Origin of the sequence: Microlunatus capsulatus (assembly GCF_017876495.1) — a bacterium.
Lineage (GTDB): Bacteria > Actinomycetota > Actinomycetes > Propionibacteriales > Propionibacteriaceae > Microlunatus > Microlunatus capsulatus.
The window spans coordinates 3,106,394-3,129,120 of sequence record NZ_JAGIOB010000001.1; the positions used below are offsets into that span (position 1 = coordinate 3,106,394).

Genomic DNA, 22,727 nt, shown 5'->3' on the forward strand with positions numbered 1-22,727 from the left:
GTCAGGCGCTCGTCCGGGCCGGGGCGCCGACGGCGCCCTGCCAGCGGCTGAGCGTCCGGGACACCGCGAGCGTGTCGGACCACGGCACCAGCGGTGACTCGACGTCGCCGGCCCGCAGGCAGCGCATGACCTCCTGCGCCTCGAACGTGTAGCCGCCGCCCGGCCATGAGGCGACCAGCTCCTCGGGGGCGTCGGTGCCGTCGCGCCAGACCGTCAGCTCGGCCGGCCGCAGGAACATGTCGTCGAACATCACGCGGCCCTTGGTGCAGTACACGCTGAGCCGGTTGGGCAGGTTGGCCCGCAGGGTGCAGAGCACGGAGGCCGTGGCGGCCCCGCGCTCGGCCGTCGCCGGGTAGGTCAGCAGGGCCGCGGCGTGGTCGTCGACGCCGGTGGCCGCGGCGGTGCCGGAGCCCAGCACCTCGGCGGGCTCGCCCAGGAAGAGGTTGACGGCGTGCACCGGGTAGACGCCGGCGTCGAGGATCGCGCCGCCCGCCTGCGCGGGGTCCAGCAGGCGGTGGCTGTCGGGGCCGTCGAAGGCGAAGCCGAACTGGGCGTCGACGTGGCGGACCTCGCCCAGCTCACCGGAGGCGACCAGCTCGGCCGCGTGCCGGATCAGCGGGTGGGTGCGCGTCCACATCGCCTCCATGACGAACAGCCCGCGCTCGCCGGCCAGGGCCAGCAGCTCCTCGGCCTGCTCCGGGGTCACCGTCAACGGCTTCTCCACCAGGACGGCCTTGCCGCCCTCCAGGCAGAGCTTCGCGGAGGGGTAGTGGTCGTTGTGCGGGCTGGCGACGTAGACGACGTCGACGTCGGGGTCGGCGGCCAGCTCCTCGTAGGAGCCGTGGCTGCGGCGGAAGCCGTACTCGTCGGCGAAGGCGGCGGCCTTGTCGGCCGAGCGCGAGCCGACCGCGACCAGCGACGCCTCCTCGGGCAGCAGGGCCAGGTCCTTCGCGAGGACGGAGGCGATGTGGCCGGTGCTGAGGATGCCCCAGCCGGTCGTGGGAACGTCGGCGTCAGTCACCCCTCCATCGTGTCGCATGCCGCCGACAGCGGGCACGTCGGTCCGGCGCCCGGCGGTCCGCCGCGCTGAATGACACCGGTGTGGTTTGGCCCTACGATGGCGGCATGGTCAGCGCCTCGAACCCGTCGCTCGAGAGCAGCGAGCCCTTCGGGGCGCTCAGCGAGCGCGACGCCGAGATCCTCGCCTTCGAGCGGCAGTGGTGGAAGTTCGCCGGGGCCAAGGAGCAGGCGATCCGCGACACGTTCCAGATGTCCGCGACCCGCTACTACCAGGTCCTCAACGCCCTCATCGACAAGCCGGAGGCCCTGGTCCAGGACCCGCTGCTGGTCAAGCGGCTCCGCCGGCTGCGGGCCACCCGGCAGCGCAACCGGTCCGCCAAGCGGCTCGGCATCGACCTCACGATCGACTCCTAGGTCTCCCGCCGGGGCGGACGCCGCCCCGTCAGCAGGGTCCGGACGACGGGACCCAGCGGCCGCACCGGCAGCTCCCGGTAGCCGCCGCGCACCAGCCCCGCCCCCCGCTCGAACGCGTTGGCCGCCGCCCGGTCCCCGGTGCGCAGCACCGACCACGCCATCGCGACGCCGTAGGCGGGCAGGAACGGCAGCCCCGCGCACCAGAACCACTGCCAGCTGTGCCGCTCCTCGTGCTCCAGCAGGCCGGGCCGGTGGCGGTCCCAGCGCCCCGCCGTGAGGAGCACGTCGCCCACGGTGAACGCGCCCGCCACGGGGAACGGGAGCCGGTAGCCCTCGGCCAGCAGCAGGCCGCGCGGACCCGGCCGGACGCTCGCCCGGCCCAGCCGTGCCACTGCCATCCCCAGGGCGGTGCTGAGGTTCACGGCGTTCCCCAGTCGGCGGATCCGGTCCTGTCGCGCGAGGCGTCCCGCGGTGCCCGAGGTCATGGCAGCACCGTAGCCCCCGCCTGGCGTCCCGGATGCTGGACGGCGTTCCCACCCACTGGGACCTCGATGTGCCTCCGCCGGGGCCCCCGCGTAGGGTTTGTGACGTTCATCCAGAGGGGATGAGGGAACGGCCCTTTGACTCCCCGGCAACCGCCTGACCAAGCAGGAACGGTGCCAACTCCGCCGTGGTCGAACGTCGGCCACGACAGATGAAGAAGGAACAGCCATGACTGCGCTCGCCACCCCGTCCACCACCGCGGCAGGGGTGCCCGCTCCCGCCGGCGTCCGGCCCGGAGCCTTCGGCAACGCCACGCACCTCGTCTGCCGGGCCTGCGGCGAGAAGAGCTCGCTCGGCCCGTTCTACGCCTGTCTGGAGTGCTTCGGCCCCCTCGAGGTGGGCTACGACTTCCCGACCATCACCCGCGAGCAGCTCGAGGCCGGCCCCAAGAGCATCTGGCGCTACGCCCCGCTGCTGCCGGTCCCCGCCGACATCGCCTCCTTCCGCTCGACCGACCCGGGCTACACCCGGCTGCTGGACGCGGCGAACCTCGCCGCCGACCTCGGCCTGCGCAAGCTCTGGGTCAAGGACGACTCGGGCAACCCGACGCACTCCTTCAAGGACCGCGTCGTCGCCGTCGCCCTCTCCGCCGCCCGCGAGCTGGGCCTGCACGTGCTGGCCTGCCCCTCGACCGGCAACCTGGCCAACGCCGTCGCCGCCGCCGCCGCCCGCGCCGGCATCAAGAGCGTCGTCTTCGTGCCCGAGAACCTCGAGCAGCAGAAGATCATCGCCTCCGCCGTCTACGACACCACGCTGATCGCGGTGCAGGGCAGCTACGACGACGTCAACAAGCTGGCCAGCGAGATCGCCGCGGAGGAGGAGGGCTGGGCGTTCGTCAACGTCAACGTCCGCCCCTACTACTCCGAGGGCTCGAAGACGCTGGCCTACGAGATCGCCGAGCAGCTGGGCTGGCGGATCCCCGACCAGCTGGTGATCCCGGTCGCCTCCGGCTCGCAGCTGACCAAGATCGACAAGGGCTTCACCGAGCTCGTGACGCTGGGCCTGGTCGAGGACAAGCCGTGGAAGATCTACGGCGCCCAGGCCACCGGCTGCTCGCCCATCGCCCAGGCCTACCGTGCCGACCTCGACTTCGTGCCCCCGGTCAAGCCGGACACCATCGCCAAGTCGCTGGCCATCGGCAACCCGGCCGACGGCCCCTACGTGCTGGACGTCATCCGCCGCACCGGCGGGCTGATCGCCGACGTCGACGACGAGACCGTCGTGGCCAACATCCTGCGGCTGGCCCGCACCGAGGGCGTCTTCGCCGAGACCGCCGGCGGGGTCACCGTCGGCGTCACCGCGAAGCTGATCGAGGACGGCGTCCTCGACCCCGACGCCGAGACGGTCGTCATCAACTCCGGCGACGGCCTCAAGACCCTCGACGCCGTCAGCAGCCGTGTCGGCCCGAAGACCACCATCCCGCCCCGCTACGACGCCTTCACCGACTTCTGGAAGGAGCTCGACCGATGAGCGCCACCGTCCGCATCCCCACGATCCTGCGCACCTACACCGCCGGGGCCGGAGAGGTGAGCGCCGACGGCGGCACCCTCGCCGAGCTGCTCGACTCGCTGGAGACCAACCACCACGGCATCCGTGCGCGGATCCTCGACGACGCCGGCCAGCTGCGCCGCTTCGTCAACGTCTACGTCGGCGACGAGGACGTCCGCTTCTCCGGCGGCCTCGAGGCCCCGGTGCCCGAGGGCGCGAAGGTCTCGATCATCCCGGCCGTCGCCGGGGGCTAGGCCGCTCGCAGCGCGCTCAGGGCGTCCAGCCCCAGCAGCACGCCGATGATGCCGACCACCCAGGCGCCGGCCCCGGAGGTCCGCCTGGCCAGCCACGCCTCGACCCGCGCCAGCCGCGGCTCGAGGCGCTGGCCGCCGGCGACCCGGACCACCAGCAGCACCAGGGCCGGCAGCAGCATGACGAGGACGTAGCCGCCGAGCACGGCCAGCCGGGTGCCCAGCCCCGTGTCCGAGGCCACGATCAGCCCGACCGCCCCGAGGTAGGGGAGCATCGAGGCCACCTCGACCGCCCCGGCGGCCAGCGCCACCCCGACGACCACGGGCAGCCGCGCGTCGGCGCCCAGGGCCCGCGAGCGCCAGCGTGACGGCGCGGCCGGCGGCAGGCCCCGCCGGGCCCGTCGCCCCGCCACGGCCTTCGGGTCGAGGACGAAGGACAGCACGACCAGCCCGACGCCGAGGCCCAGCTGCGCGATCCGGGCCGCCCGGGTGTCCAGCAGCGGACCGACGACGGCCAGGGCCGCCTCGGCCCCGAGCAGCAGCAGCACCCCGACGCCGACGTAGAACAGCCCGAGGGTGAGCAGGTGGACGACGACGTTCCGCGTCCGCACCCGCGGGCTGAGCAGCATCATCAGCGGCAGCACCAGGGTGCCGAAGCTGGTCGAGTCGACCAGGGCCAGCCCGACGAGGGCTCCGAGGACGGCGAGGGTCATCTGCTGCTCCTGTTTTAGTACGACTGTGCGACAACCTTAGCAGCACGGCTGTGCTATAAAGGCCCCGTGCCGAAGGTGGTGGACCACGAGGAGCGCCGGCAGGACATCGCCCGGGCGACCTGGCGGGTGCTGACCCGGGACGGCGTGGCCGCGGTCTCGGTGCGGTCGGTGGCGGCCGAGGCGGGCATCTCGACCGGCGCCCTGCGGCACTACTTCGCCGACCAGGCGTCCCTGCTGCTCTTCGCCGCCGAGCACACGGTGCGTCGCATCGGGGACCGGATGTCGCGACTGCTGGCTGAGGGGCAGCAGCCCCCGCTGGAGGTCGCGCAGGCGCTGCTGGAGCAGCTGCTGCCGCTGGACGAGGAGCGGTGGACCGAGACGGCGGTCTACTTCGGCCTCATCGACCTGACCCGTCTCGCGCCCGGGCACCAGGAGTTCCGGGGCTGGGCCTTCCGGGAGGGCCGGCGGCTCGTCCGCGCGCTGGTGCTCTGGCTGGCCGGTGGTCCGGCCCCGGACGCCGATCTGCTGACCCGGACCGGCGGCCCCCTGGGCGAGCCGCTCGCGGACCCCGAGCTGGAGGCGCAGGCCCTCGCCGTGCAGGTGCTGGTCGACGGCCTGGCCGTCCAGGGGCTGCTCTACCCGCAGCTGATGGACGCCGCCGCCCTCCGTGCCGTCCTGCGCCGCGAGCTCGAGCGGGTCCCGCTCAGCGCGGGCCCGTCGTCCTGACGTCGGGGTAGGTGGCCAGCAGCTCCTGCGCCACCGCCACCATCTGCTCCAGCAGCTCGGGCGGGGCCAGGGCGCGGACGGCCGAGCCGAGGCCGGCGAGCACGCCGACGGTCGAGCGGAGCACGTGCACCTCGACCTCGAACACCACCGGCGGCCCGGGGTCCAGGACGCGCGGCCGGCTCGCCCCCTGGCCGGCCAGCAGGGTGAGGGCCAGCTCGTAGCGGGCCGGGTCGCAGGCCAGCCGGACCGTGTGCGTCGGCGGGGACGCGAAGCCGGCGCGCAGCTCGGACCACAGCGCCGCCAGGTCGAGGTCCGCCGGACGCCGGCTCGGCTCGTCCAGCACCGTCGCGGCGAGGACCCGGGAGACGCGGTAGGACCGGGGCCGGCCGCGGTGCGCGGCGATCAGGTACCAGGTGCCGGCGGCCTGCAGGAGGCCGTAGGGGTCGACGGTGCGGACGCCGGTCCCGCGGGGGTCGCGGGGCTGATAGGTCATCCGCAGCCGGCGGTCGCCCAGCACCGCCTGCTGCACGGCGTCGAACTGCCCCCGCTCCTCGGGTGCTCCCCACCAGCCCGCGGTGTCGACGAGCACCCGGTCGCTGATCCGGGCGGCCGAGCGGCCGTGCTCGGGCGGCGCCGAGCCCGCGACCTTGCGCAGCGCCGACGCGAGCGGTCCGGCGAGGCCGAGCGACTCGGCCGGGACGCGGCCGGCCAGCAGCAGGGCCTGCACCTCCGCGGCCGTCAGCTCCTCGACGGCCGGCCGGTAGCCAGGGAGCAGGGAGAAGCCGCCGTGCCGTCCCCGCTCGGCCACGACGGGCACGCCGGCGGTGGACAGCGCCTCCACGTCGCGCAGCACCGTCCGCGGCGTCACCTCGAGGCGCCGGGCGAGCTCCGCGGCGCTCAGCCGGCCGTGCTGCCGCAGCAGCCCGACGAGCTGGAGCAGACGGTCGGCGCGCACGTCCCGAGGATGGCAGAGAAACATGACAGCAGGTGTCAGGTATGGCGTTCGAGGATGGTCGCAGACGGTCCCGCCGGGGCCGCGACCACCAGGAGGACCGCCATGACCGCCACCGACGTCCACGCCCCCCGCACCGCCGCCGACGACCCCCGCGCCGCCCTCGCCCGGACCCAGGCCTGGGTCGCCGGCCTGCTGGACGGCCTCACGGCGGAGCAGCAGGCGCTGCCGACGCCCTGCGACGCCTTCGACGTGCAGGCCCTCGTCGCCCACCTCTACGGCGTGGCCGACCGGGTGGAGGCGATGGGCCACGGGCAGCCGGCGGCGTCGGTGCCCGCCTTCGTCGAGGAGCTGCCGGACGACGTGGCCGCCGGCTACCGCGAGCGCGCCCGGTGGTCCCAGGTGGCCTGGGCCGACGACGCCGCGCTGACCCGGGTGGTGCTCGCGCCCTTCGGCCCGCTGCCGGGGCACCAGGTGATCGGGGTCTACGTCAGCGAGCAGCTGACGCACGGCTGGGACCTCGCGGTGGCCACGGGGCAGCCCGCCGAGGCGCCCGCGGACCTGGTGGCGCTGGCGGAGCGGTCCATCCGGACGGTGCTGGACCCGCTGCCGCGCGGCGGCGTCGTGCCCTTCGGCCCGGCCGTGCCGCCCGCGGCGGGGTCCGGGCCGACCGCGCGGCTGGCCGCCTACCTGGGCCGGACGGCGCCGTCGGCGGCCTGAGCGCACCGCCGCCGGGGGCTCCGTCCCCAGGCCTGGGTACGCACTCGTCCACAGGCCGCGGCGCGCGGCGGTCGTCGTCGGCGCGGACGGGCAGACTGGGAGGCATGTCAGCACCTGCTCTCCGCACCCCCGCCGCCACCGTCCTGGCCCGCACCATCACCGCGATGGCCGGGCCGGAGGCCACGCCGCGCGAGGACCAGGTCCGCGCCGTCGAGGAGCTCGTCGAGCGCGGGCGGCGGGTCCTCGTCGTCCAGGCCACGGGCTGGGGCAAGTCGGCGGTCTACTGGGCGGCCACCGCGGCGCTGCGGGAGCGGGGGGCCGGCCCGACGCTGGTCGTCTCGCCGCTGCTCGCGCTGATGCGCGATCAGATCAGCGCCGCCGAGCGGGCCGGGCTGCGGGCGGCGACGGTCAACTCCACCAACATCGACGACTGGGCACGGGTGATGGGGGAGCTCCGCGGCGGGCAGCTCGACGTGCTGCTCATCTCCCCAGAGCGGCTCTCCAACCCCATCTTCGCCGCGCAGCTGCCCGACCTGCTGGGCTCGTGCGGGATGCTCGTCATCGACGAGGCGCACTGCGTCTCGGACTGGGGCTTCGACTTCCGCCCCGACTACCAGCGGCTCACCCGCACCCTGCTCGCGCTGGCGCCGGGCACCCCGGTGCTGGCCACCACCGCCACCGCCAACGAGCGGGTGACGGCCGACGTCGCCGCCCAGCTGGGCGACGAGACCGTGACGCTGCGCGGCTCGCTGGCCCGGGCCTCGCTGCGGCTGGCCGTGGTGCCCCAGCTGACGGTGCTGCAGCGCTACGCCTGGGTCGCCGAGGCGCTGCGCTCGCTGCCCGGCTCGGGCATCGTCTACGTGCTCACCGTCGCCGAGACCGAGCGGGTGACCGGTTTCCTGCGCGAGCAGGGCCTCGACGTCGCCGCCTACTCCGGCCAGACGCCCAACCGGGAGGAGCTGGAGGACCGGCTGCGGGACAACCAGGTCAAGGCGCTGGTCGCCACCTCGGCGCTGGGCATGGGTTACGACAAGCCCGACCTGGCCTTCTGCGTCCACCTCGGCTCGCCGGGCTCACCCGTGGCCTACTACCAGCAGGTCGGCCGCGCCGGCCGCGCACTCGACGACGCGCTGGCGGTGCTGGTGCCGGCCGAGGCCGACGAGCGCATCTGGGAGTACTTCGCCACGGCGGGCATCCCCGACGAGCACCAGGTCGAGCGGATCCTCGATGCGCTGGGCGAGGAGCCGCAGACGGTGCCCGCGCTGGAGTCCGCCACCGGGATGCGGCGCGGCAAGCTCGAGAGCACGCTGAAGATCCTGGCCGTCGACGAGGCGGTCGAGCGGCGCGCCGGCGGCTGGGTGGCCACCGGCAAGGCCTGGTACTTCGACGACGCCAAGTGGGCGGCGCTGCGCAAGGTGCGGGCGGCCGAGGCCGACCTCATGCGCTCGTACGCGCACGGCGAGGGCTGCCTCATGCGCTTCCTCCAGCAGGCCCTCGACGACCCGGACCCCCGCCCGTGCGGCCGCTGCTCGGTGTGCACCGGGGAGCTGCCGGCCCCGGGGGCCGAGCCCGACCCGGAGATCGTCGCCGACGCCGCCCGGTACTTCCGGGGCCAGGACGTCGTCGTCGAGCCCCGCAAGCTCTGGGCCAGCGGCCTGCCGGGCCACAAGGGCAAGATCGGCTTCGTCTCCCCGGGGCGGGCGCTGGCCTTCGCCGACGACCCGGCCTGGGCCGAGCAGCTCGGCCGGATGTGGCAGCAGGACGCCCCGGCGTCACCGGAGGTGCTGGCGGCGATGGTGCAGGTGCTCACCCGCTGGTCGAAGAGCTGGCAGCGCCCCGTCGCCGTCGTCCCCATGCCGTCGCGCCGCTACCCGGCGCTGGTCGGCTCCGTCGCCGAGCACATCGCCCGGGTGGGCCGGCTGCCGCTGGTCGACGCCCTCGCGGTCAGCGGTCCCGCCCCGGCTGTCGACGCCTCCAGCTCCACCCGGGCGCAGGACCTGCTGCGGACCACGACGCTGCAGCCCGGCGTCTCCTTCGACGGGCCGGTGCTGCTGGTCGACGACCGGATCCGCAGCCGGTGGACGCTGACCGTGGCGGCCTCGCTGCTGGCCGAGGCGGGGGCGACGACGGTGCTGCCGCTCGCCCTGCACCAGCTGCCCTGAGGGCGGCGCCGCAGCGGCTCGGAGGACCGAGCGCGGGAGGGCCCACGGGTCGGGCACCGGCGGCACCCGGCCGACCGGCTAGCCTCTCGAACCAGCCGACGGCGTCACGGGTCGCGGCGACCGGAGCGGAGGATCAGATGCTGGTCGGGGTCGACTGGGGCGGGACCAAGATCGAGGCGGTCGCGCTCGGCGAGGACGGCGAGCAGGTCGCCCGGGTGCGCGAGAGCACGCCGTTCTCCGACTACGAGGGCTGCCTGGCCCTCATCGCGCGGCTGGTCGCGCAGGTGGAGACCACCGCCGGCCGGACGGGGACCGTCGGCGTCGGGCTGCCGGGCAGCCTCGACCCGCGCACCGGCCTGGCCAAGGGGGCCTCCTCGACCTGGCTGAACGGCCGCCCGGTCGAGGCCGACCTGGTCCGGGTGCTCGGGCGTGAGGTCCGGACCTCCAACGACGCCGACTGCTTCGCCGTCTCGGAGGCCGTCGACGGCGCCGGCGCGGGCCACCGCGTCGTGCTCGGGGTGATCATCGGCACCGGGACCGGGGCCGGCATCGCCATCGACGGCCGCGCCCACCACGGGCCCAACAACAGCGCCGCGGAGTACGGCCACAACCAGCTGCCGCGGCCCGACGTCAGCGAGATCCCCGGCCCCGCCTGCTACTGCGGCCGGCGCGGCTGCGTGGAGCGCTGGGTGTCGGGTCCCTCGTTCGCCCGCGACTACTTCCAACACGCCAGCGTCGACCTCGCCGACCCGCCCCGGCTGAGCGCCGAGGAGATCCTCGAGCAGGTCCGCGCCGGCCACCGGCTGTCCCGGCTGGTCTGGGACCGCTACCTGGATCGGCTGGCCCGGGGGCTCTCGGTCGTCGTCAACACCCTCGACCCCGACGTCATCGTGCTGGGCGGCGGGATGTCGAACATCCCCGAGCTCTACGACGAGCTGCCGTCCCGGGTGGCCGACGCCACCTTCTCGCCCTGCTTCTACACCCCGATCCTGCCCGCGGCGCACGGCGACTCCAGCGGGGTCCGGGGCGCGGCGTGGCTCTGGAAGGACTGACGTGCACGACGACGACCTGACCCGGCTGGCCTTCGCCACCGAGCTGATCCGCGAGGCCGGCGCCGTGGCGCTCGGCTACTTCGGCCGCCTCTCCACCCTCACCGTCAACAGCAAGGGGGTGCAGGACGTCGTCTCCGAGGCCGACGTCGCGGTCGAGAACCACCTCAAGGGCCGGCTCGCCGACCGCTTCCCGACCGACGCCTTCCTGGGCGAGGAGACCGGCCACGCCGACTTCCCCGGCAGCACCGGCATCTGGGTGGTGGACCCCATCGACGGCACCCAGCCCTTCGTCAGCGGCCTGCCCACCTGGTGCATCTCGATGGCCTACGTGCGCGACGGCGCCGTGCTGCTGGGCCTGGTGCTCAACCCCGTCGCCGACGAGCTGTTCGCCGGCGGCGACGGCGTCCCGGCCACCCTCAACGGCGAGCCGGTCCGGCCGCACCCCGGCGCCTCGCTGGCCGACGGGCTCACCTACCTGGGGTACTCGCCCCGGGTGGCCGCGGACCAGGTCGTGCCCGTGCTGGACCGGCTGCTCCGGGCCGGAGGGATGTTCGTCCGCAACGGCTCCGGCGCCCTCGGGCTGTGCGACGTCGCCTGCGGGCGGCTGATCGGCTACGTGGAGCCGCACATCAACAGCTGGGACTGCCTGGGTGCCGTGGCCGTCCTGCACGCCGCCGGTGCACGGGTCAGCGACTTCCTCGCCGGCGACGGCCTGCTGCAGGGCAACCCGATCGTCGCCGGGCCGCCGGCGGTCTACGACGACCTGGTCGCCGTGCTGGGGGACGCCCGCCGCTGACGCCGGAGCCCGCTCCTGAGCCCTTCGACGGGCTCAGGGAGCGGAGTCCGTGCTCCGCCGCCCCGGCCCTTCGACAGGCTCAGGGAGCGGGCTCGGGGCGTGACGGCCTCAGCTGCCGAGCAGCCAGCCGACGTCGCCGGTGAGGGCGTCGGCGGCGGCCGGGCCCCAGCTGCCGTCGTCGTAGAGCTGGATGGCCGGGCGGGTGTCGGCCTGCACCGGGGCGAAGGCCTGGAAGGCGGCCTCGAGGCCGGCGGAGCTGGTGAACAGCGACCGGTCGCCGGCGAACACGTCGTAGATCAGCGAGGTGTAGGCCGTCATCGAGCCGGCGGAGACGTTCTCCAGGTGCAGCGTGCTGCAGCTCTCGGCCGGCACGGGCTCGGGGCCGGGCTTCTTCACCGTCATCTGGATCTCGATCGCGCCGTTGCCCTTGAGGTCGAAGATCAGGGCGTTGGTGCTGGCGCCGCCGGAGTGCACCGGGCCGTCGGTCGGCTTGAAGATCAGGCTGACCCGCTGGGCGCTGGTGGCCATCATCTTGCCGGTGCGCAGCAGGAACGGGACGCCCTGCCAGCGGTCGGTGTCGATCCACAGCCGGGCGGCGACGAAGGTGTCGGTGTCGGAGTCGTCCGGCACGCCCTCGGTGGCGCGGTAGCTGCGGTACTGCCCCAGCACGACCTCGGAGGGGTCGAGCGGTCGGAACGCGGCGATGACGGACTCGCGGGCGTCCTGCAGGTCCTCGGCGGCCATGCTCAGCGGCGGCTCCATGGCCACCTGCGCCGCCACCTGGAACAGGTGGGTGACGAGCATGTCCAGCGCGGCGCCGGTCTCGTCGTAGAAGCCGGCGCGGTCGGCGATGTCCAGGGTCTCGGGGACGTCGATCTGCACCTGGGCGAGGTGCTCCTTGCTCCAGGTGTCGTTGAACAGCCGGTTGCTGAAGCGCACCAGGTGCAGGTTCTGCGTCGCCTCCTTCCCCAGGAAGTGGTCGATGCGGTACACCTGCTCCTCGTCGAAGACCGAGTGCACCAGCTCGTCCAGCTCGTGGAAGCTGTCCAGGGAGACGCCGAAGGGCTTCTCGTAGACGGCCTTGGAGCCCGGGCCGAGGTCGTGCGCCTTGATGGCGCGGGTGGTCTTCTCGAACGCCGAGGGCGGGATGGCCAGGTAGTGGATGATCCGGCGGTCCTGGCCCAGGTCGTCCTCGGCCTCGCGGATGACGTCCAGCAGGCTGCCCGGGTCGTCGTGGGTGAAGCCGCCGCCGGCGAACAGCACGTTGGGCGCGAAGCCCTTCCAGGCCTCGGCCTCGGGCGGGGTGGCGAACTCGCTCAGCGCGTCGAAGATGTGCTGCTGGAAGTCCAGGTGGGAGACGTCGCCGCGGCCGTTGCCGACGAGCTTCCAGCGCTTGGGCAGCAGGCCGCGGGTGTAGAGCTCCCAGAACGCGGGCAGGACCAGCCGCTTGGCCAGGTCCCCGGTCCCGCCGTAGAGGATGATGACGGTCGGCTCGTCGCTCGCGGAGCCCTGCTCGGACGTCTGGTTCTCAGCCACCCCAGCAGTATGCCGTCCGTCCCCGGACGCCCGGAGCGGGCCTCCACCGCTGGACACCGTTGTCAGGTGGCTCTCGTCACACCGTCCGGGACAGCCGCCTCTCAGCCGGTCCTCAGGCCGGGCTCAGCGCGGGAAGTCCTCCACGCGGAGCGTCTTCGTCGAGCCGTTGCGGTCCTGGTAGCGCACCGTCAGGCCGTCCGGTCCGCCTCCGCCGCGGACGACCGGCCGGGCCTCGGGCACCGGGCTGGCGCTGGGGCCGGCGGGGGCGCTCGGATCGGCCGCGGGGGTGCTGCTGGCCGGGGCCGGCGTCGGGGCGCTGACCGGCTCGCCACCCGCCGTGCAGGCGGTGGCGGCGAGGCCGGCGAGCAGCAGCGCGCCGGCGGTCCGGAGGAGCGTCATCGCCTCCAGGCTAGGCGGCTCCGTCAAGGGCCGGTGGACGACGGCGGGCCCGGCTGGGAGCCTGGCCGGGTGGACACCAAACCCGTCGCCTGCTGGCTGACCGACATGGACGGCGTGCTCGTGCACGAGGAGCAGGCCCTGCCGGGCGCCGCCGACTTCATCGCCGCTCTGCAGGAGCACCAGCGGCCCTACCTGGTGCTGACCAACAACTCGATCTTCACCGCCCGCGACCTGCGGGCCCGGCTGCTGGGCAGCGGCATCGACGTGCCGGAGGCCTCGATCTGGACCTCGGCCCTGGCCACCGCGCAGTTCCTCGCCGACCAGGACGCGGGCGGCTCGGCCTACGTCATCGGCGAGGCCGGGATGACCTCGGCGCTGCACGACGTCGGGTTCGTGCTCACCGACCGCGACCCCGACTACGTGGTGCTGGGGGAGACCCGCACCTACTCCTTCGAGGCCATCACCCGGGCCATCCGGCTCATCGACCGGGGCGCCCGCTTCATCGCCACCAACCCGGACGCGACGGGGCCCTCACCGGAGGGGCCGCTGCCCGCGACCGGCTCGGTGGCCGCGCTGATCACCCGGGCGACGGGCACCCTGCCCTACTTCGTGGGCAAGCCGAACCCGCTGATGATGCGCTCGGCCCTCAACGCCATCGAGGCGCACTCGGAGACCACCGTCATGGTCGGGGACCGGATGGACACCGACATGATCGCCGGCATCGAGGCCGGCCTGCGGACCGTGCTGGTCCTCACCGGCTCGACCCGTCCGGAGGAGGTCAGCCGGTTCCCCTACCGGCCGACGCGGGTCCTGGACTCGATCGCCGACGTCGTCCCGCTGGTCGCCCAGCTGGCCCCGGACGAGTTCTCCGAGCTCAGCGCCGACTGAGCCGGCCCCAGCGCGACCGGGAGGCCCGGCTCAGGCCGTGTCGCCCACCGCGCTCTGGTCCCAGCGCAGCACCGCGGCGACGGGGGTGCCGACCAGCCGGCTGGTGCGGGCCACCACGACGTCAGCGTCGGTCAGGCAGGCGGCGGCCACCAGGGCGCGGTCGGCCCGCAGCTCCCCGGTGGAGGTGACGGCGCCCAGGGTGAGGCCGGGGTACGCGTCGACGCTCAGGTCGTGCTCGGCGGCGGCGTCGGGGTCGAGGTAGAGCCGGTCGACCTGGCCGCGGACCAGCGCGGGCACCACCTCGGACAGCCCCGTCGCGACCCGGGTGCCCTGGCCCAGCCGGTCGCGGAGCTCGTGCAGGTCGGCCACCCCGCGGGCCACGACCTGCTCGCGCAGCACGTCGAGCACCGCGGCCTGCAACGCCTCGTCGCCGCCGTCGGCCGAGCGGCTGCCGCCGTCGACCTGCACGACCGTGGCCTGCACCTCGCCGAGGGCCTCCAGCAGCTTGGGCCGGGACTGGGGGTCGCCGGCCAGCACGACGAGGTCCGGGCCGTCCTGGAGCTGCTGGCGGAGCTCGGTCGCCACCTCCTCGGCCCGGTGGTACCAGACGTTCTCGGTGTTGTGCTGGTAGCGCAGGTGGCCCCAGCCGCCGCCCTTGAACTTGTGCTCGTTCGGGTCGGCCTTCCGGAGATCGGCCTCGCGGTCTGGGTGCGCCGGGTCCGAGCCGAAGGTGGTGACCCGGCCCCCCTCGTGGTCGACCAGCACGAGGACGTGCGGGACCAGCAGGGACTCGTCCGCCAGCCAGGCGGTGACGTCGGGCAGCACGTCGTAGGCCACCGTCGGCTGCGCGTGGTGCCGGTGGGTCAGCGCGTCCAGCAGCACGCCGCGCTCGGAGGCCACGACGCAGCGGCTGACGGTGCCGCCCTCGTGGGTGCTGGCGGCGAGCCGGTCGGCCACCTGCTGGGCCAGCGGCTCGGGGGCACCCTGCTCCACCAGCGCGTCGCGGGCGGCGCGGGCCTGGAGCTCGGCGAGCCGGTCGCCGTCCTCCTGCTCGCGGCTCACCTCGACGTAGGCGCTGGCGAAGGGACCGGGATCGGCGTACAGGTCGGCGAGTCGGTTCAGCTTCATGCCGGGCCCCTACCCGTCGTCCCCGAGGCCCTAACGGGGGTCGTGCGGCCGGTCCCGCGCGTCCCTGGCGATGATGTGGGCATGAGCGCTCCCGAGCCCGCCCCCGTGCCCGACGCCGCGACCCTGGAGGCGGTCGACCGGTGGGTCGCGTTCCGGCTGTGGCACACCCGGACCCCGGGCGCGCAGGTCGCGCTCGGCGTGGCGGGCGTCCCCTTCTTCTCCCGGGCCTACGGCTGGGCCAACCTCGAGGGCGACGTGGCCATGACCACCGGGCACCTGTTCCGGATCGCGTCGCACTCCAAGACCTTCACCGCGACGCTGGTGCTGCAGCTGGTCGAGCAGGGCCGGCTGGGCCTGGAGGACCCGCTCAGCACCCACGTGCCGGCCCTGGCCGACGACCCGCTCGGCGGGGTCGTCGTCCGCGAGCTGCTGGAGCACACCGGAGGCGTCCTGCGCGACGGCCGCGACGCCGACTACTGGCAGGCGGACCGGCCGTTCCCGGACGTCGACGCCCTGCTGGCGATGGCCCGCGAGGGCGGCCTCAAGACCGCGCCCGGTGAGCGCTTCGCCTACAGCAACGTCGGCTACTCCCTGCTGGGCCTGGTCGTGGAGGCGGTCACCGGGGAGACCTTCGCCGACGCGGCCCGGCACGGCATCACCGAGCCGCTCGGCCTCGCGGACACCGTCGCCGACCACTGGGCCGAGCGCGCCGGGGACTACGCCGCCGGGCACACCGGGCTGCACACCGCGGCCCGCCGGCGGGCCGTCCCGCACGTCGGCACCGGGGCGATGGCGGCCGCGACCGGCTTCACCTCGACCGCGCACGACCTCGTCACCTACTTCGGTGCGCACGTCCTCGGCGACGACCGGCTGCTCGCCGACCGCACCAAGCGGCTGCAGCAGCGGCTGGTCAGCGCCGGCGACCCGCGTGCCGACGACGGCTCGGGCTACGGCTGGGGGATGGTGCGGGAGAAGGTCGGCGAGCAGGTCTTCGTCGGCCACTCCGGCGGCTACCCGGGCCACATCACCAAGACGCTGGTCGACCCGCGCAGCGGGCTCACCGTCTCGGTGCTCACCAACGCCATCGACGGCCCGGCCACCCCGCTGGCCCGCGGCATCGCCCAGATCCTGGCCGCGGCGGCGGAGGCCGGCGGGGAGCCGACGGCCTCCGCCCGCGCCTGGACCGGCCGCTACGCCAACGCCTGGGGCGTGCTGGACGTCGCGGCCGTCGGCGGCCGGCTGCGCAGCCTCGGTTGCACGGAGTGGGCGCCGCTGGAGGCCCGCGACGAGCTGGTCGAGGACGGCGACCGGCTGCTCATCGCCGAGGGGGCGGGCTACGGGTCCGTCGGCGAGCCCGTCACCCGCGTCGGCAGCGGGATCCGCTACGGCGGGATGACGTTCGACCCGCTGCCCGACCTGCCGGGCGGACCCGGCCACCGGCTGGGCGTCGGCTAGTCCCGGACGCTCAGCGCTCGCCGAGCGGGGGCGTCTTCGGCATCAGCAGCACGGCCGCGGTCAGCACGACCGCGACGGCCGCGGTGCCGAGGAAGACCGCGTGCAGCGCCGGGTCGAGCGCCGAGGCCGGGATGCCGGCGGCGGTGGTGGACACCGTGCCGCCGCCGCTGCGGGCCAGCGAGGCGTTGGCGACCGCGCCGAAGACGGCGATCCCGACGGCGCTGCCCATCGAGCGGGCGAACATGTTGGTGCCCGTGACCACGCCGCGGACGGCCCACTCGGCCGCCGCCTGGCCCGCGATCAGCGTCGGGCTGGCGGTGAGGCCCATGCCGAGGCCGATGACGAAGCAGGTGCCGGCGACCGCCCACACCGAGCTCCCGGGGCTGATCAGCACGAGCAGGGCGACGCCGACGAGGATGATCGCGCAGCCGGCGAGGGCGGTCAGCCGGAAGCCGATCCGCAGGTAGATCCGCCCCGCCGAGGAGGCGGCGATCGGCCAGCCGAGGGTCAGCGCGGCCAGCGCGAAGCCGGCGACGAGCGCGTTCTCGCCGAGCACGCCCTGGACGTAGAGCGGGACGTAGGAGGTCAGCCCGATGAGCACGACGCCGATGGACAGGCTGGCCAGGTTCGTGGTGTTGAGCAGCCGGCTGCGCAAGACCCACGGCGGGATGACCGGCTCGGCCGCCCGCCGCTCGACGAGGGCGAAGGCCACCAGGGCGGCGACGGCGACGGCGAGCACGCCGACGCCGGGGACCGACAGCCACGGCCACTGCACGCCGCCCTCGAGCAGGCCCAGCACCAGCAGCGAGGTGCCGACGGCCAGCAGCGCGGCGCCGCCGTAGTCGATGGTGTGCTCGGCCTTGCTGACGTCCTCGGTGAAGCGGCGGTAGAGGAACCAGGCGGCCAGCGCCCCCAGCGGGACGTTGACGAAGAAGATGAGGCGCCAGTCGAGGAAGTCGACGAAGACCCCGCCCAGGGTGGGCCCGACGACCGAGGAGATCGCCCAGACGCTGGCCACGTAGCCCTGCACCTTGGCGCGCTCGGCCACGGTGTAGATGTCGCCGATGATCGTCATGGCGGTGGGCTGCACGGCCCCGGCGCCCAGGCCCTGCACGGCGCGGAAGGCGATCAGCGCGGGCATGCTCCAGGCCAGCCCGCAGAGGACCGAGCCGAGCACGAACAGCGCGATGCCGGCGAGCATGACCGGCTTGCGGCCGAAGAGGTCGCTGAGCTTGGCGAAGATCGGGACGCAGACCGCCTGGGCCAGCAGGTAGATCGAGAACAGCCAGGGGAACTGCGCGAAGCCGCCCAGGTCGTCGACGATGGCCGGCACGGCCGTGGCCAAGATCGTCGAGTCGATGGCCACCAGCCCGACGCTGAGCATCACCGACAGCAGGACGGGTCCGCGGGCCGACCGCAGGCCGACGTCGGCACGGGTGATCGGGCGCGTCTGGGTGTCGGCCATGGTGGGACCAACCCTGACAGCAGGCTGTGCATTCCCGCTCTATGTTGTCAGCCGGGCCCCGCGCCTCGCCCCGGGCGTGCGGGGTCCGCGAGGATGACCGGGACCGGCGCCGTGCGCGCCCGACGAAGGAGTCCGCCGATGACCCAACCCGACGCCCCCTACCGCGACCCGTCGCTGAGCCCCGAGCAGCGGGTCGAGGACCTGCTGGGCCGGATGAGCCTGGAGGACAAGGCGGGGCTGCTGTTCCACGACATGGTGCTCATCGGCCCGGACGCGACGCTGGTCGGCGAGGACAACATGATCGGCCGCCCCGCCACGGTCCGGGCGGTGCAGGAGCTGCGGATGACGCACTTCAACCTCCTCGGCTCGCCGCAGAGCGTGCGGGACCTCGTCGGCTGGTACAACCGGCTGCAGGAGGTGGCGGCCTCCACCGGGCTCGGCATCCCGGTCAGCCTCTCCACCGACCCGCGGCACGCCTTCACCGACAACGCCGGCACCGCGGCGCTCGCCGGCACCTTCTCGGCCTGGCCCGAGTCGCTGGGGTTCGCCGCCCTCCGCGACCCGGCGCTGGTGGAGCAGTTCGCCGACACCGCCCGGCAGGAGTACGTCGCCGGCGGGTTCCGGGTGGCGCTGCACCCGCAGGTCGACCTGGCCACCGAGTACCGGTGGGCGCGGATCGGGATGACGTTCGGCGAGGACGCCGACCTCACCGCCGACCTCGTCCGTGCCTACGTGCGCGGCTTCCAGGGCGAGCGGCTGGGGCCGGACTCGGTGGCCACGATGACCAAGCACTTCCCGGGCGGCGGCCCGCAGCTGGACGGGGAGGACCCGCACTTCGCGTACGGCCGCGAGCAGGTCTACCCGGGTGGCCGGCAGGAGTACCACCTCGCCCCGTTCCGGGCGGCGCTGGAGGCGGGGACCTCGCAGGTCATGCCGTACTACGGGATGCCGGTCGGGACGGACTGGGAGGAGGTCGGGTTCGCCTTCAACCGGCCCGTGATCACCGGCCTGCTGCGCCAGGAGCTGGGCTTCGACGGGATCGTCTGCACCGACTGGGGCCTGGTCACCGACTCGACCTTCGCCGGCGAGCCGATGCCCGCGCGGGCGTGGGGGATCGAGGAGCTGAGCCCGGCCGAGCGGGTGGCGCGGGCCCTGGAGGCCGGCGTCGACCAGTTCGGCGGCGAGAGCTGCCCCGAGCTGGTCGTCCAGCTGGTCCGCTCCGGCGTCGTCGGCGAGGACCGGCTGGACGTCTCGGTGCGTCGGCTGCTGCGCGAGAAGTTCGTCCTCGGCCTCTTCGACGCCGACCCGCTCGACGTCGAGCACGCCCTGGCCACCATCGGCCGGGAGGACTTCGTCGCGGCCGGCGCGGCTGCGCAGCGGGCCTCGATCACCCGGCTCACCGCCGCGGTCGACGGCTTGGCCGCCCTGCCGCTGGCCGAGGGGCTGGCCGTCTACGTCGAGGGCTTCCGCTCCGAGGCGGCCGCCCGGCTCGGCCGGTTGGTGGACGACCCGGCCGACGCCGACGTCGCCGTCCTCCGCCTCGCCGCGCCCTTCGAGCCGCGGCCCGGCCGCTTCGAGTCGATGTTCCACGCCGGCTCGCTGGCCTTCGCCCCCGCGGAGCGGGACCGGCTGCTCGCCGTCTGCGCGGCCGTTCCCACCGTCGTCGACCTCTACCTCGACCGCCCGGCCGTCGTGCCCGAGCTGGCGGGCGCCGCCGCGGCGCTGCTGGTCGACTACGGCGCCTCCGACGACGCCCTGGTCGACGTCCTGCTGGGCCGGGCGCAGGCCCGGGGCCGGCTGCCGTTCGACCTCCCGTCGTCGGTCGAGGCCGTCGAGGCCAGCCGCAGCGACGTCCCCTTCGACACCGCCGACCCGCTCTTCCGCTTCGGCGACGGCCTGCAGGCCTGACTGTGTGAGTTGGCGAGGTGTCATCACCTCGCCAACTCACACGGTCGTCGCTGTGCACCGGTGCACAGGCTGGGAGAGGGCCCCGAGGGCGGTGCACAGAGGGCTGAGACGGCGACGCGCCGGCGTCCGGGTGCGGAGGATCCGGCCGTGCGCGCACGACAGGAACCCGATGCCCGCCTGCTCTCGCTCGCGGAGGCGCAGGACGGGGTGCTGACCCTGGGCCAGGCCGCTGACCTCGGCGTCGGCCCCTGGGCCGTCCGGCGGCTGGCGGAGGCGCAGTGGCAGCGGCTGGCCCCCGGCGTCTTCTACCTCGGCCTCGGCGCACCGCCCTGGCGGGCGCAGGCGTGGGCCGGCCTGCTGGTCGGCGGTCCGCACGCCCGGCTGGCCGGGGAGGCGGCCGCCCACCTGCACGGGCTGCTGGCCGAACCGCCGGCGACCGTCGAGGTGCTCGTCCCGTTCGACCGTCAGGTCCGGGACCGCTGGCCGTGGACGTTCCGTCGGGAGCGACCGGGTGTGCGCGAGCAGCGCTCGGTGGGCGTGCTCTCGCGGACCACCGTCGAGGACACGGTGCTGGACCTCGTCGACCGGGCGACGAGCGCCCGGGAGGTGCAGGGCCTGGTCGCCTCGGCCGTCCAGCAGAGGCGGACGACGGTGGTGCGGCTGCGCCGGGCGGCGGCCGGCCGTGCCCGGCTCCGGCACCGCCGCCTGGTCGAGGCCCTCCTCGACGACGTGGCCGACGGGGCGGAGACGCCGCTGGAGATCGCCTACCTGCACCAGGTCGAACGGGCGCACGGCCTGCCGCGCGGCGTCCGGCAGCACCGCGCCGGTCACTCCGGCGCCGTCCGGGACGTGCTCTACGAGGAGTTCGCCGTCGTCGTCGAGCTGGACGGCCGCCTGGGCCACGAGGGAGCCGGGCGCTTCCGCGACCTGGACCGCGACAACGCGGCGACGGTCGCGGGCGAGCTCACGCTGCGCTACGGCTGGCACGACGTCGCTGACCGCTCCTGCGCCGTGGCGGCCCAGCTGGGGGTGGTCCTCGCGCGGCGGGGCTGGGACGACGAGCCCCGGCGCTGCCACCGCTGCCGACGGGTCGTCGGGATGATCGTGTGAGCTGACGCGGTGTCATCACCTCGTCAGCTCACACAGTCCGTCGTCGAGAGTCGGAGGGGGAGGGGTGTTTGCACTCGGTAGGGGAGAGTGCTAAACATTGGTTAGCACTCTCCTAGCGTGAGTGCCACCTCTCTGAGCGTGTGAGGCCTCTCCGGGGGTCGTCCGTCGCGGGCACCTGCTCAGGGACCGACAACTAGCAGCCATCGAGCCGGCGGTCCCGCCGCCGGCGCGCGGGAGGACTCGCGGAGAACATGCCCAAACTCATTTCGTTCAACACCGAGGCACGTCGCGGGCTCGAGCGTGGGATGAACATCCTCGCCGACGCCGTGAAGGTCACCCTCGGCCCCAAGGGCCGCAACGTCGTGCTCGAGAAGAAGTGGGGCGCCCCCACGATCACCAACGACGGTGTCAGCATCGCCAAGGAGATCGAGCTCGAGGACCCCTACGAGAAGATCGGTGCCGAGCTCGTCAAGGAGGTCGCCAAGAAGACCGACGACGTCGCGGGCGACGGCACCACCACCGCCACCGTGCTGGCCCAGGCGCTGGTCCGCGAGGGCCTGCGCAACGTGACCGCCGGCGCCAACCCGATGGCCCTCAAGAAGGGCATCGAGAAGGCCGTCGCGGCCATCGTCGAGGAGCTGGCGAACACCGCCGTCGACGTCGACACCAAGGAGCAGATCGCCGCCACCGCGTCGATCTCCGCCGGTGACGCCACGGTCGGCGAGATCATCGCCGAGGCCATGGACAAGGTCGGCAAGGAAGGTGTCATCACCGTCGACGAGTCCAACACCTTCGGGCTGGAGCTCGAGCTCACCGAGGGCATGCGGTTCGACAAGGGCTACATCTCGCCCTACTTCGTCACCGACACCGAGCGCATGGAGACCGTCCTCGACGACCCCTACGTGCTGATCGTCAACTCGAAGGTCTCGAACCTCAAGGACGTCCTGCCGCTGCTGGAGAAGGTCATCCAGGCCGGCAAGCCGCTCGTCGTGATCGCCGAGGACGTGGACGGCGAGGCGCTGGCCGCGCTGATCGTCAACAAGATCCGCGGCACCTTCAAGTCCGTCGCCGTCAAGGCTCCGGGCTTCGGCGACCGCCGCAAGGCCATGCTCGGCGACATCGCCATCCTCACCGGTGGCCAGGTCATCTCCGAGGAGGTCGGCCTCAAGCTCGACGGCGTCGGGCTGGAGCTGCTGGGCCAGGCCCGCCAGGTGCTGGTCACCAAGGACGAGACCACGATCATCGAGGGCGCGGGCGACTCCGACGCCATCGCCGGCCGGGTCAACCAGATCCGCGCGGAGATCGACAACTCCGACTCCGACTACGACCGCGAGAAGCTGCAGGAGCGGCTGGCCAAGCTGGCCGGCGGCGTCGCCGTCATCAAGGTCGGCGCGGCCACCGAGGTCGAGCTCAAGGAGCGCAAGCACCGCATCGAGGACGCGGTGCGCAACGCCAAGGCCGCCGTCGAGGAGGGCATCGTCGCCGGTGGTGGCGTCGCTCTCGTCCAGGCCGCCGCCAAGGTCTTCCAGACCCTGGAGCTGGAGGGCGACGAGCAGATCGGCGCCCAGATCGTCCGCGTGGCCGTCGAGGCCCCGCTGCGCCAGATCGCGATCAACGCCGGCCTCGAGGGCGGCGTCGTGGTGGAGAAGGTCAAGGGCCTGCCCGCGGGCGAGGGCCTGAACGCCGCCACCGGCGAGTACGTCAACCTGCTCGAGGCCGGGGTCCCGGACCCGACGAAGGTGACCCGTTCTGCGCTGCAGAACGCCGCCTCCATCGCGGCCCTGTTCCTCACCACCGAGGCCGTCATCGCCGACAAGCCGGAGAAGGCTGCTCCGGCCGGCGGCGGCGACCCGTCCGGTGGCATGGGCGGCATGGACTTCTGAGTCCAGCCCCACCCAGCACCACAGCACGACAGACCGGGAGGCGGTCCCCTGCGGGGGGCCGCCTCTCGGCGTTCCCGGGCCCGTCGCGCCGGTGCCCGGCGCGCGCGGACCGCTAGGG

General features: G+C 74.2%; 21 protein-coding genes and 1 riboswitch. Of the genes, 13 read left to right on the forward strand and 8 right to left on the reverse strand.

Features of this window, described 5'->3' with window-relative positions; genetic code table 11:
* Position 1 precedes the first annotated feature (1 nt).
* Positions 2-1,021, reverse strand: coding sequence for a Gfo/Idh/MocA family protein (locus tag JOF54_RS14335; protein WP_210057023.1), 1,020 nt, complete (start codon positions 1,019-1,021; stop codon positions 2-4).
* Positions 1,022-1,125: 104 nt separating this feature from the next.
* Between JOF54_RS14335 and JOF54_RS14340 the strand changes: the two genes are divergently transcribed.
* Complete coding sequence (locus JOF54_RS14340; RefSeq protein WP_210057025.1) at positions 1,126-1,434, forward strand: DUF3263 domain-containing protein; 309 nt, start codon at positions 1,126-1,128, stop codon at positions 1,432-1,434.
* Here the strand turns inward: JOF54_RS14340 and JOF54_RS14345 are convergent.
* Complete coding sequence (locus JOF54_RS14345) at positions 1,431-1,919, reverse strand: hypothetical protein (RefSeq protein ID WP_210057027.1); 489 nt, start codon at positions 1,917-1,919, stop codon at positions 1,431-1,433. The genes JOF54_RS14340 and JOF54_RS14345 overlap by 4 nt on opposite strands.
* A gap of 103 nt (positions 1,920-2,022) precedes the next feature.
* Positions 2,023-2,135: riboswitch (SAM riboswitch) on the forward strand.
* 10 nt (positions 2,136-2,145) lie between these two features.
* On the opposite strand from JOF54_RS14345, the gene thrC reads away from it, so the two are divergent.
* Both thrC and JOF54_RS14355 read left to right on the forward strand, forming a co-directional pair.
* On the forward strand, positions 2,146-3,447 hold the full coding sequence (thrC, locus tag JOF54_RS14350) for a threonine synthase (RefSeq protein ID WP_210057029.1): 1,302 nt from the start codon (positions 2,146-2,148) through the stop codon (positions 3,445-3,447).
* The gene (locus JOF54_RS14355) at positions 3,444-3,719 is read left to right on the forward strand and encodes a MoaD/ThiS family protein (protein ID WP_210057031.1); all 276 of its coding nucleotides are present in this window, start codon (positions 3,444-3,446) and stop codon (positions 3,717-3,719) included. The genes thrC and JOF54_RS14355 overlap by 4 nt, the downstream gene beginning before the upstream one ends.
* Here the strand turns inward: JOF54_RS14355 and JOF54_RS14360 are convergent.
* Entirely contained in the window at positions 3,716-4,429 is a 714-nt protein-coding gene (locus tag JOF54_RS14360; protein ID WP_210057033.1) for a GAP family protein, read from the reverse strand. The two genes, JOF54_RS14355 and JOF54_RS14360, sit on opposite strands and share 4 nt — an antisense overlap.
* 66 nt (positions 4,430-4,495) lie before the next feature.
* Between JOF54_RS14360 and JOF54_RS14365 the strand changes: the two genes are divergently transcribed.
* A complete protein-coding gene (locus JOF54_RS14365; protein WP_210057035.1) occupies positions 4,496-5,155 on the forward strand; it encodes a TetR/AcrR family transcriptional regulator in 660 nt (219 codons plus the stop codon).
* On the opposite strand, the gene JOF54_RS14370 is transcribed toward JOF54_RS14365, so the two are convergent.
* Positions 5,133-6,110, reverse strand: a complete 978-nt coding sequence (locus JOF54_RS14370) for a helix-turn-helix transcriptional regulator (RefSeq protein WP_210057036.1) — start codon at positions 6,108-6,110, stop codon at positions 5,133-5,135. The genes JOF54_RS14365 and JOF54_RS14370 overlap by 23 nt on opposite strands.
* A gap of 102 nt (positions 6,111-6,212) precedes the next feature.
* On the opposite strand from JOF54_RS14370, the gene JOF54_RS14375 reads away from it, so the two are divergent.
* From JOF54_RS14375 to JOF54_RS14390, 4 genes are all read left to right on the forward strand, one after another.
* Positions 6,213-6,827, forward strand: a complete 615-nt coding sequence (locus JOF54_RS14375; protein WP_210057038.1) for a TIGR03086 family metal-binding protein — start codon at positions 6,213-6,215, stop codon at positions 6,825-6,827.
* Between the two features lie 104 nt (positions 6,828-6,931).
* Positions 6,932-8,989, forward strand: coding sequence for a RecQ family ATP-dependent DNA helicase (locus tag JOF54_RS14380; RefSeq protein WP_210057041.1), 2,058 nt, complete (start codon positions 6,932-6,934; stop codon positions 8,987-8,989).
* A gap of 137 nt (positions 8,990-9,126) precedes the next feature.
* Positions 9,127-10,041 carry an ROK family protein gene (locus JOF54_RS14385; RefSeq protein WP_210057042.1) on the forward strand — a complete coding sequence of 305 codons (915 nt, stop codon included), beginning with the start codon at positions 9,127-9,129 and terminating at the stop codon, positions 10,039-10,041.
* Between the two features lies 1 nt (position 10,042).
* Positions 10,043-10,837 carry an inositol monophosphatase family protein gene (locus tag JOF54_RS14390; RefSeq protein WP_210057045.1) on the forward strand — a complete coding sequence of 265 codons (795 nt, stop codon included), beginning with the start codon at positions 10,043-10,045 and terminating at the stop codon, positions 10,835-10,837.
* Positions 10,838-10,945: 108 nt separating this feature from the next.
* Here JOF54_RS14390 and JOF54_RS14395 read toward each other — a convergent pair whose 3' ends face one another.
* Positions 10,946-12,373 (reverse strand): glucose-6-phosphate dehydrogenase, encoded by a 1,428-nt coding sequence (locus JOF54_RS14395; protein ID WP_210057047.1) that lies wholly within the window; start codon positions 12,371-12,373, stop codon positions 10,946-10,948.
* A gap of 123 nt (positions 12,374-12,496) precedes the next feature.
* Positions 12,497-12,772: a 2-oxoacid dehydrogenase subunit E2 family protein gene (locus tag JOF54_RS14400; protein WP_210057049.1), complete on the reverse strand. Its 276-nt coding sequence runs from the start codon at positions 12,770-12,772 to the stop codon at positions 12,497-12,499.
* Between the two features lie 105 nt (positions 12,773-12,877).
* Here JOF54_RS14400 and JOF54_RS14405 point away from each other — a divergent pair, with 105 nt between their 5' ends.
* The gene (locus JOF54_RS14405) at positions 12,878-13,660 is read left to right on the forward strand and encodes an HAD-IIA family hydrolase (protein ID WP_210059582.1); all 783 of its coding nucleotides are present in this window, start codon (positions 12,878-12,880) and stop codon (positions 13,658-13,660) included.
* A gap of 30 nt (positions 13,661-13,690) precedes the next feature.
* Here the strand turns inward: JOF54_RS14405 and JOF54_RS14410 are convergent, their stop codons facing one another.
* Positions 13,691-14,788 carry a baeRF2 domain-containing protein gene (locus tag JOF54_RS14410; protein WP_210057051.1) on the reverse strand — a complete coding sequence of 366 codons (1,098 nt, stop codon included), beginning with the start codon at positions 14,786-14,788 and terminating at the stop codon, positions 13,691-13,693.
* 81 nt (positions 14,789-14,869) lie between these two features.
* Between JOF54_RS14410 and JOF54_RS14415 the strand changes: the two genes are divergently transcribed.
* Entirely contained in the window at positions 14,870-16,243 is a 1,374-nt protein-coding gene (locus JOF54_RS14415) for a serine hydrolase domain-containing protein (protein WP_210057053.1), read from the forward strand.
* Positions 16,244-16,253: 10 nt separating this feature from the next.
* On the opposite strand, the gene JOF54_RS14420 is transcribed toward JOF54_RS14415, so the two are convergent.
* Positions 16,254-17,708, reverse strand: a complete 1,455-nt coding sequence (locus tag JOF54_RS14420) for an MDR family MFS transporter (protein ID WP_210057055.1) — start codon at positions 17,706-17,708, stop codon at positions 16,254-16,256.
* Between the two features lie 138 nt (positions 17,709-17,846).
* On the opposite strand from JOF54_RS14420, the gene JOF54_RS14425 reads away from it, so the two are divergent.
* From JOF54_RS14425 to groL, 3 genes are all read left to right on the forward strand, one after another.
* A complete protein-coding gene (locus JOF54_RS14425) occupies positions 17,847-19,616 on the forward strand; it encodes a glycoside hydrolase family 3 protein (protein WP_210057057.1) in 1,770 nt (589 codons plus the stop codon).
* A 147-nt stretch (positions 19,617-19,763) separates the two neighbouring features.
* Complete coding sequence (locus tag JOF54_RS14430; RefSeq protein WP_210057059.1) at positions 19,764-20,726, forward strand: type IV toxin-antitoxin system AbiEi family antitoxin domain-containing protein; 963 nt, start codon at positions 19,764-19,766, stop codon at positions 20,724-20,726.
* Between the two features lie 251 nt (positions 20,727-20,977).
* Positions 20,978-22,609: a chaperonin GroEL gene (groL, locus tag JOF54_RS14435; RefSeq protein ID WP_210057061.1), complete on the forward strand. Its 1,632-nt coding sequence runs from the start codon at positions 20,978-20,980 to the stop codon at positions 22,607-22,609.
* Positions 22,610-22,727: the final 118 nt, after the last annotated feature.

What these genes read in the sequence shown, in the direction of transcription:
- JOF54_RS14340 (WP_210057025.1), top strand. Translation starts at nt 1,126, where the DNA reads ATGGTCAGCGCCTCGAACCCGTCGCTCGAGAGCAGCGAGCCCTTCGGG.
- JOF54_RS14345 (WP_210057027.1), bottom strand. Translation starts at nt 1,919, where the DNA reads ATGACCTCGGGCACCGCGGGACGCCTCGCGCGACAGGACCGGATCCGC.
- thrC (WP_210057029.1), top strand. Translation starts at nt 2,146, where the DNA reads ATGACTGCGCTCGCCACCCCGTCCACCACCGCGGCAGGGGTGCCCGCT.
- JOF54_RS14355 (WP_210057031.1), top strand. Translation starts at nt 3,444, where the DNA reads ATGAGCGCCACCGTCCGCATCCCCACGATCCTGCGCACCTACACCGCC.
- JOF54_RS14360 (WP_210057033.1), bottom strand. Translation starts at nt 4,429, where the DNA reads ATGACCCTCGCCGTCCTCGGAGCCCTCGTCGGGCTGGCCCTGGTCGAC.
- JOF54_RS14375 (WP_210057038.1), top strand. Translation starts at nt 6,213, where the DNA reads ATGACCGCCACCGACGTCCACGCCCCCCGCACCGCCGCCGACGACCCC.
- JOF54_RS14380 (WP_210057041.1), top strand. Translation starts at nt 6,932, where the DNA reads ATGTCAGCACCTGCTCTCCGCACCCCCGCCGCCACCGTCCTGGCCCGC.
- JOF54_RS14385 (WP_210057042.1), top strand. Translation starts at nt 9,127, where the DNA reads ATGCTGGTCGGGGTCGACTGGGGCGGGACCAAGATCGAGGCGGTCGCG.
- JOF54_RS14400 (WP_210057049.1), bottom strand. Translation starts at nt 12,772, where the DNA reads ATGACGCTCCTCCGGACCGCCGGCGCGCTGCTGCTCGCCGGCCTCGCC.
- JOF54_RS14405 (WP_210059582.1), top strand. Translation starts at nt 12,878, where the DNA reads ATGGACGGCGTGCTCGTGCACGAGGAGCAGGCCCTGCCGGGCGCCGCC.
- JOF54_RS14410 (WP_210057051.1), bottom strand. Translation starts at nt 14,788, where the DNA reads ATGAAGCTGAACCGACTCGCCGACCTGTACGCCGATCCCGGTCCCTTC.
- JOF54_RS14415 (WP_210057053.1), top strand. Translation starts at nt 14,870, where the DNA reads ATGAGCGCTCCCGAGCCCGCCCCCGTGCCCGACGCCGCGACCCTGGAG.
- JOF54_RS14420 (WP_210057055.1), bottom strand. Translation starts at nt 17,708, where the DNA reads ATGGCCGACACCCAGACGCGCCCGATCACCCGTGCCGACGTCGGCCTG.
- JOF54_RS14425 (WP_210057057.1), top strand. Translation starts at nt 17,847, where the DNA reads ATGACCCAACCCGACGCCCCCTACCGCGACCCGTCGCTGAGCCCCGAG.
- groL (WP_210057061.1), top strand. Translation starts at nt 20,978, where the DNA reads ATGCCCAAACTCATTTCGTTCAACACCGAGGCACGTCGCGGGCTCGAG.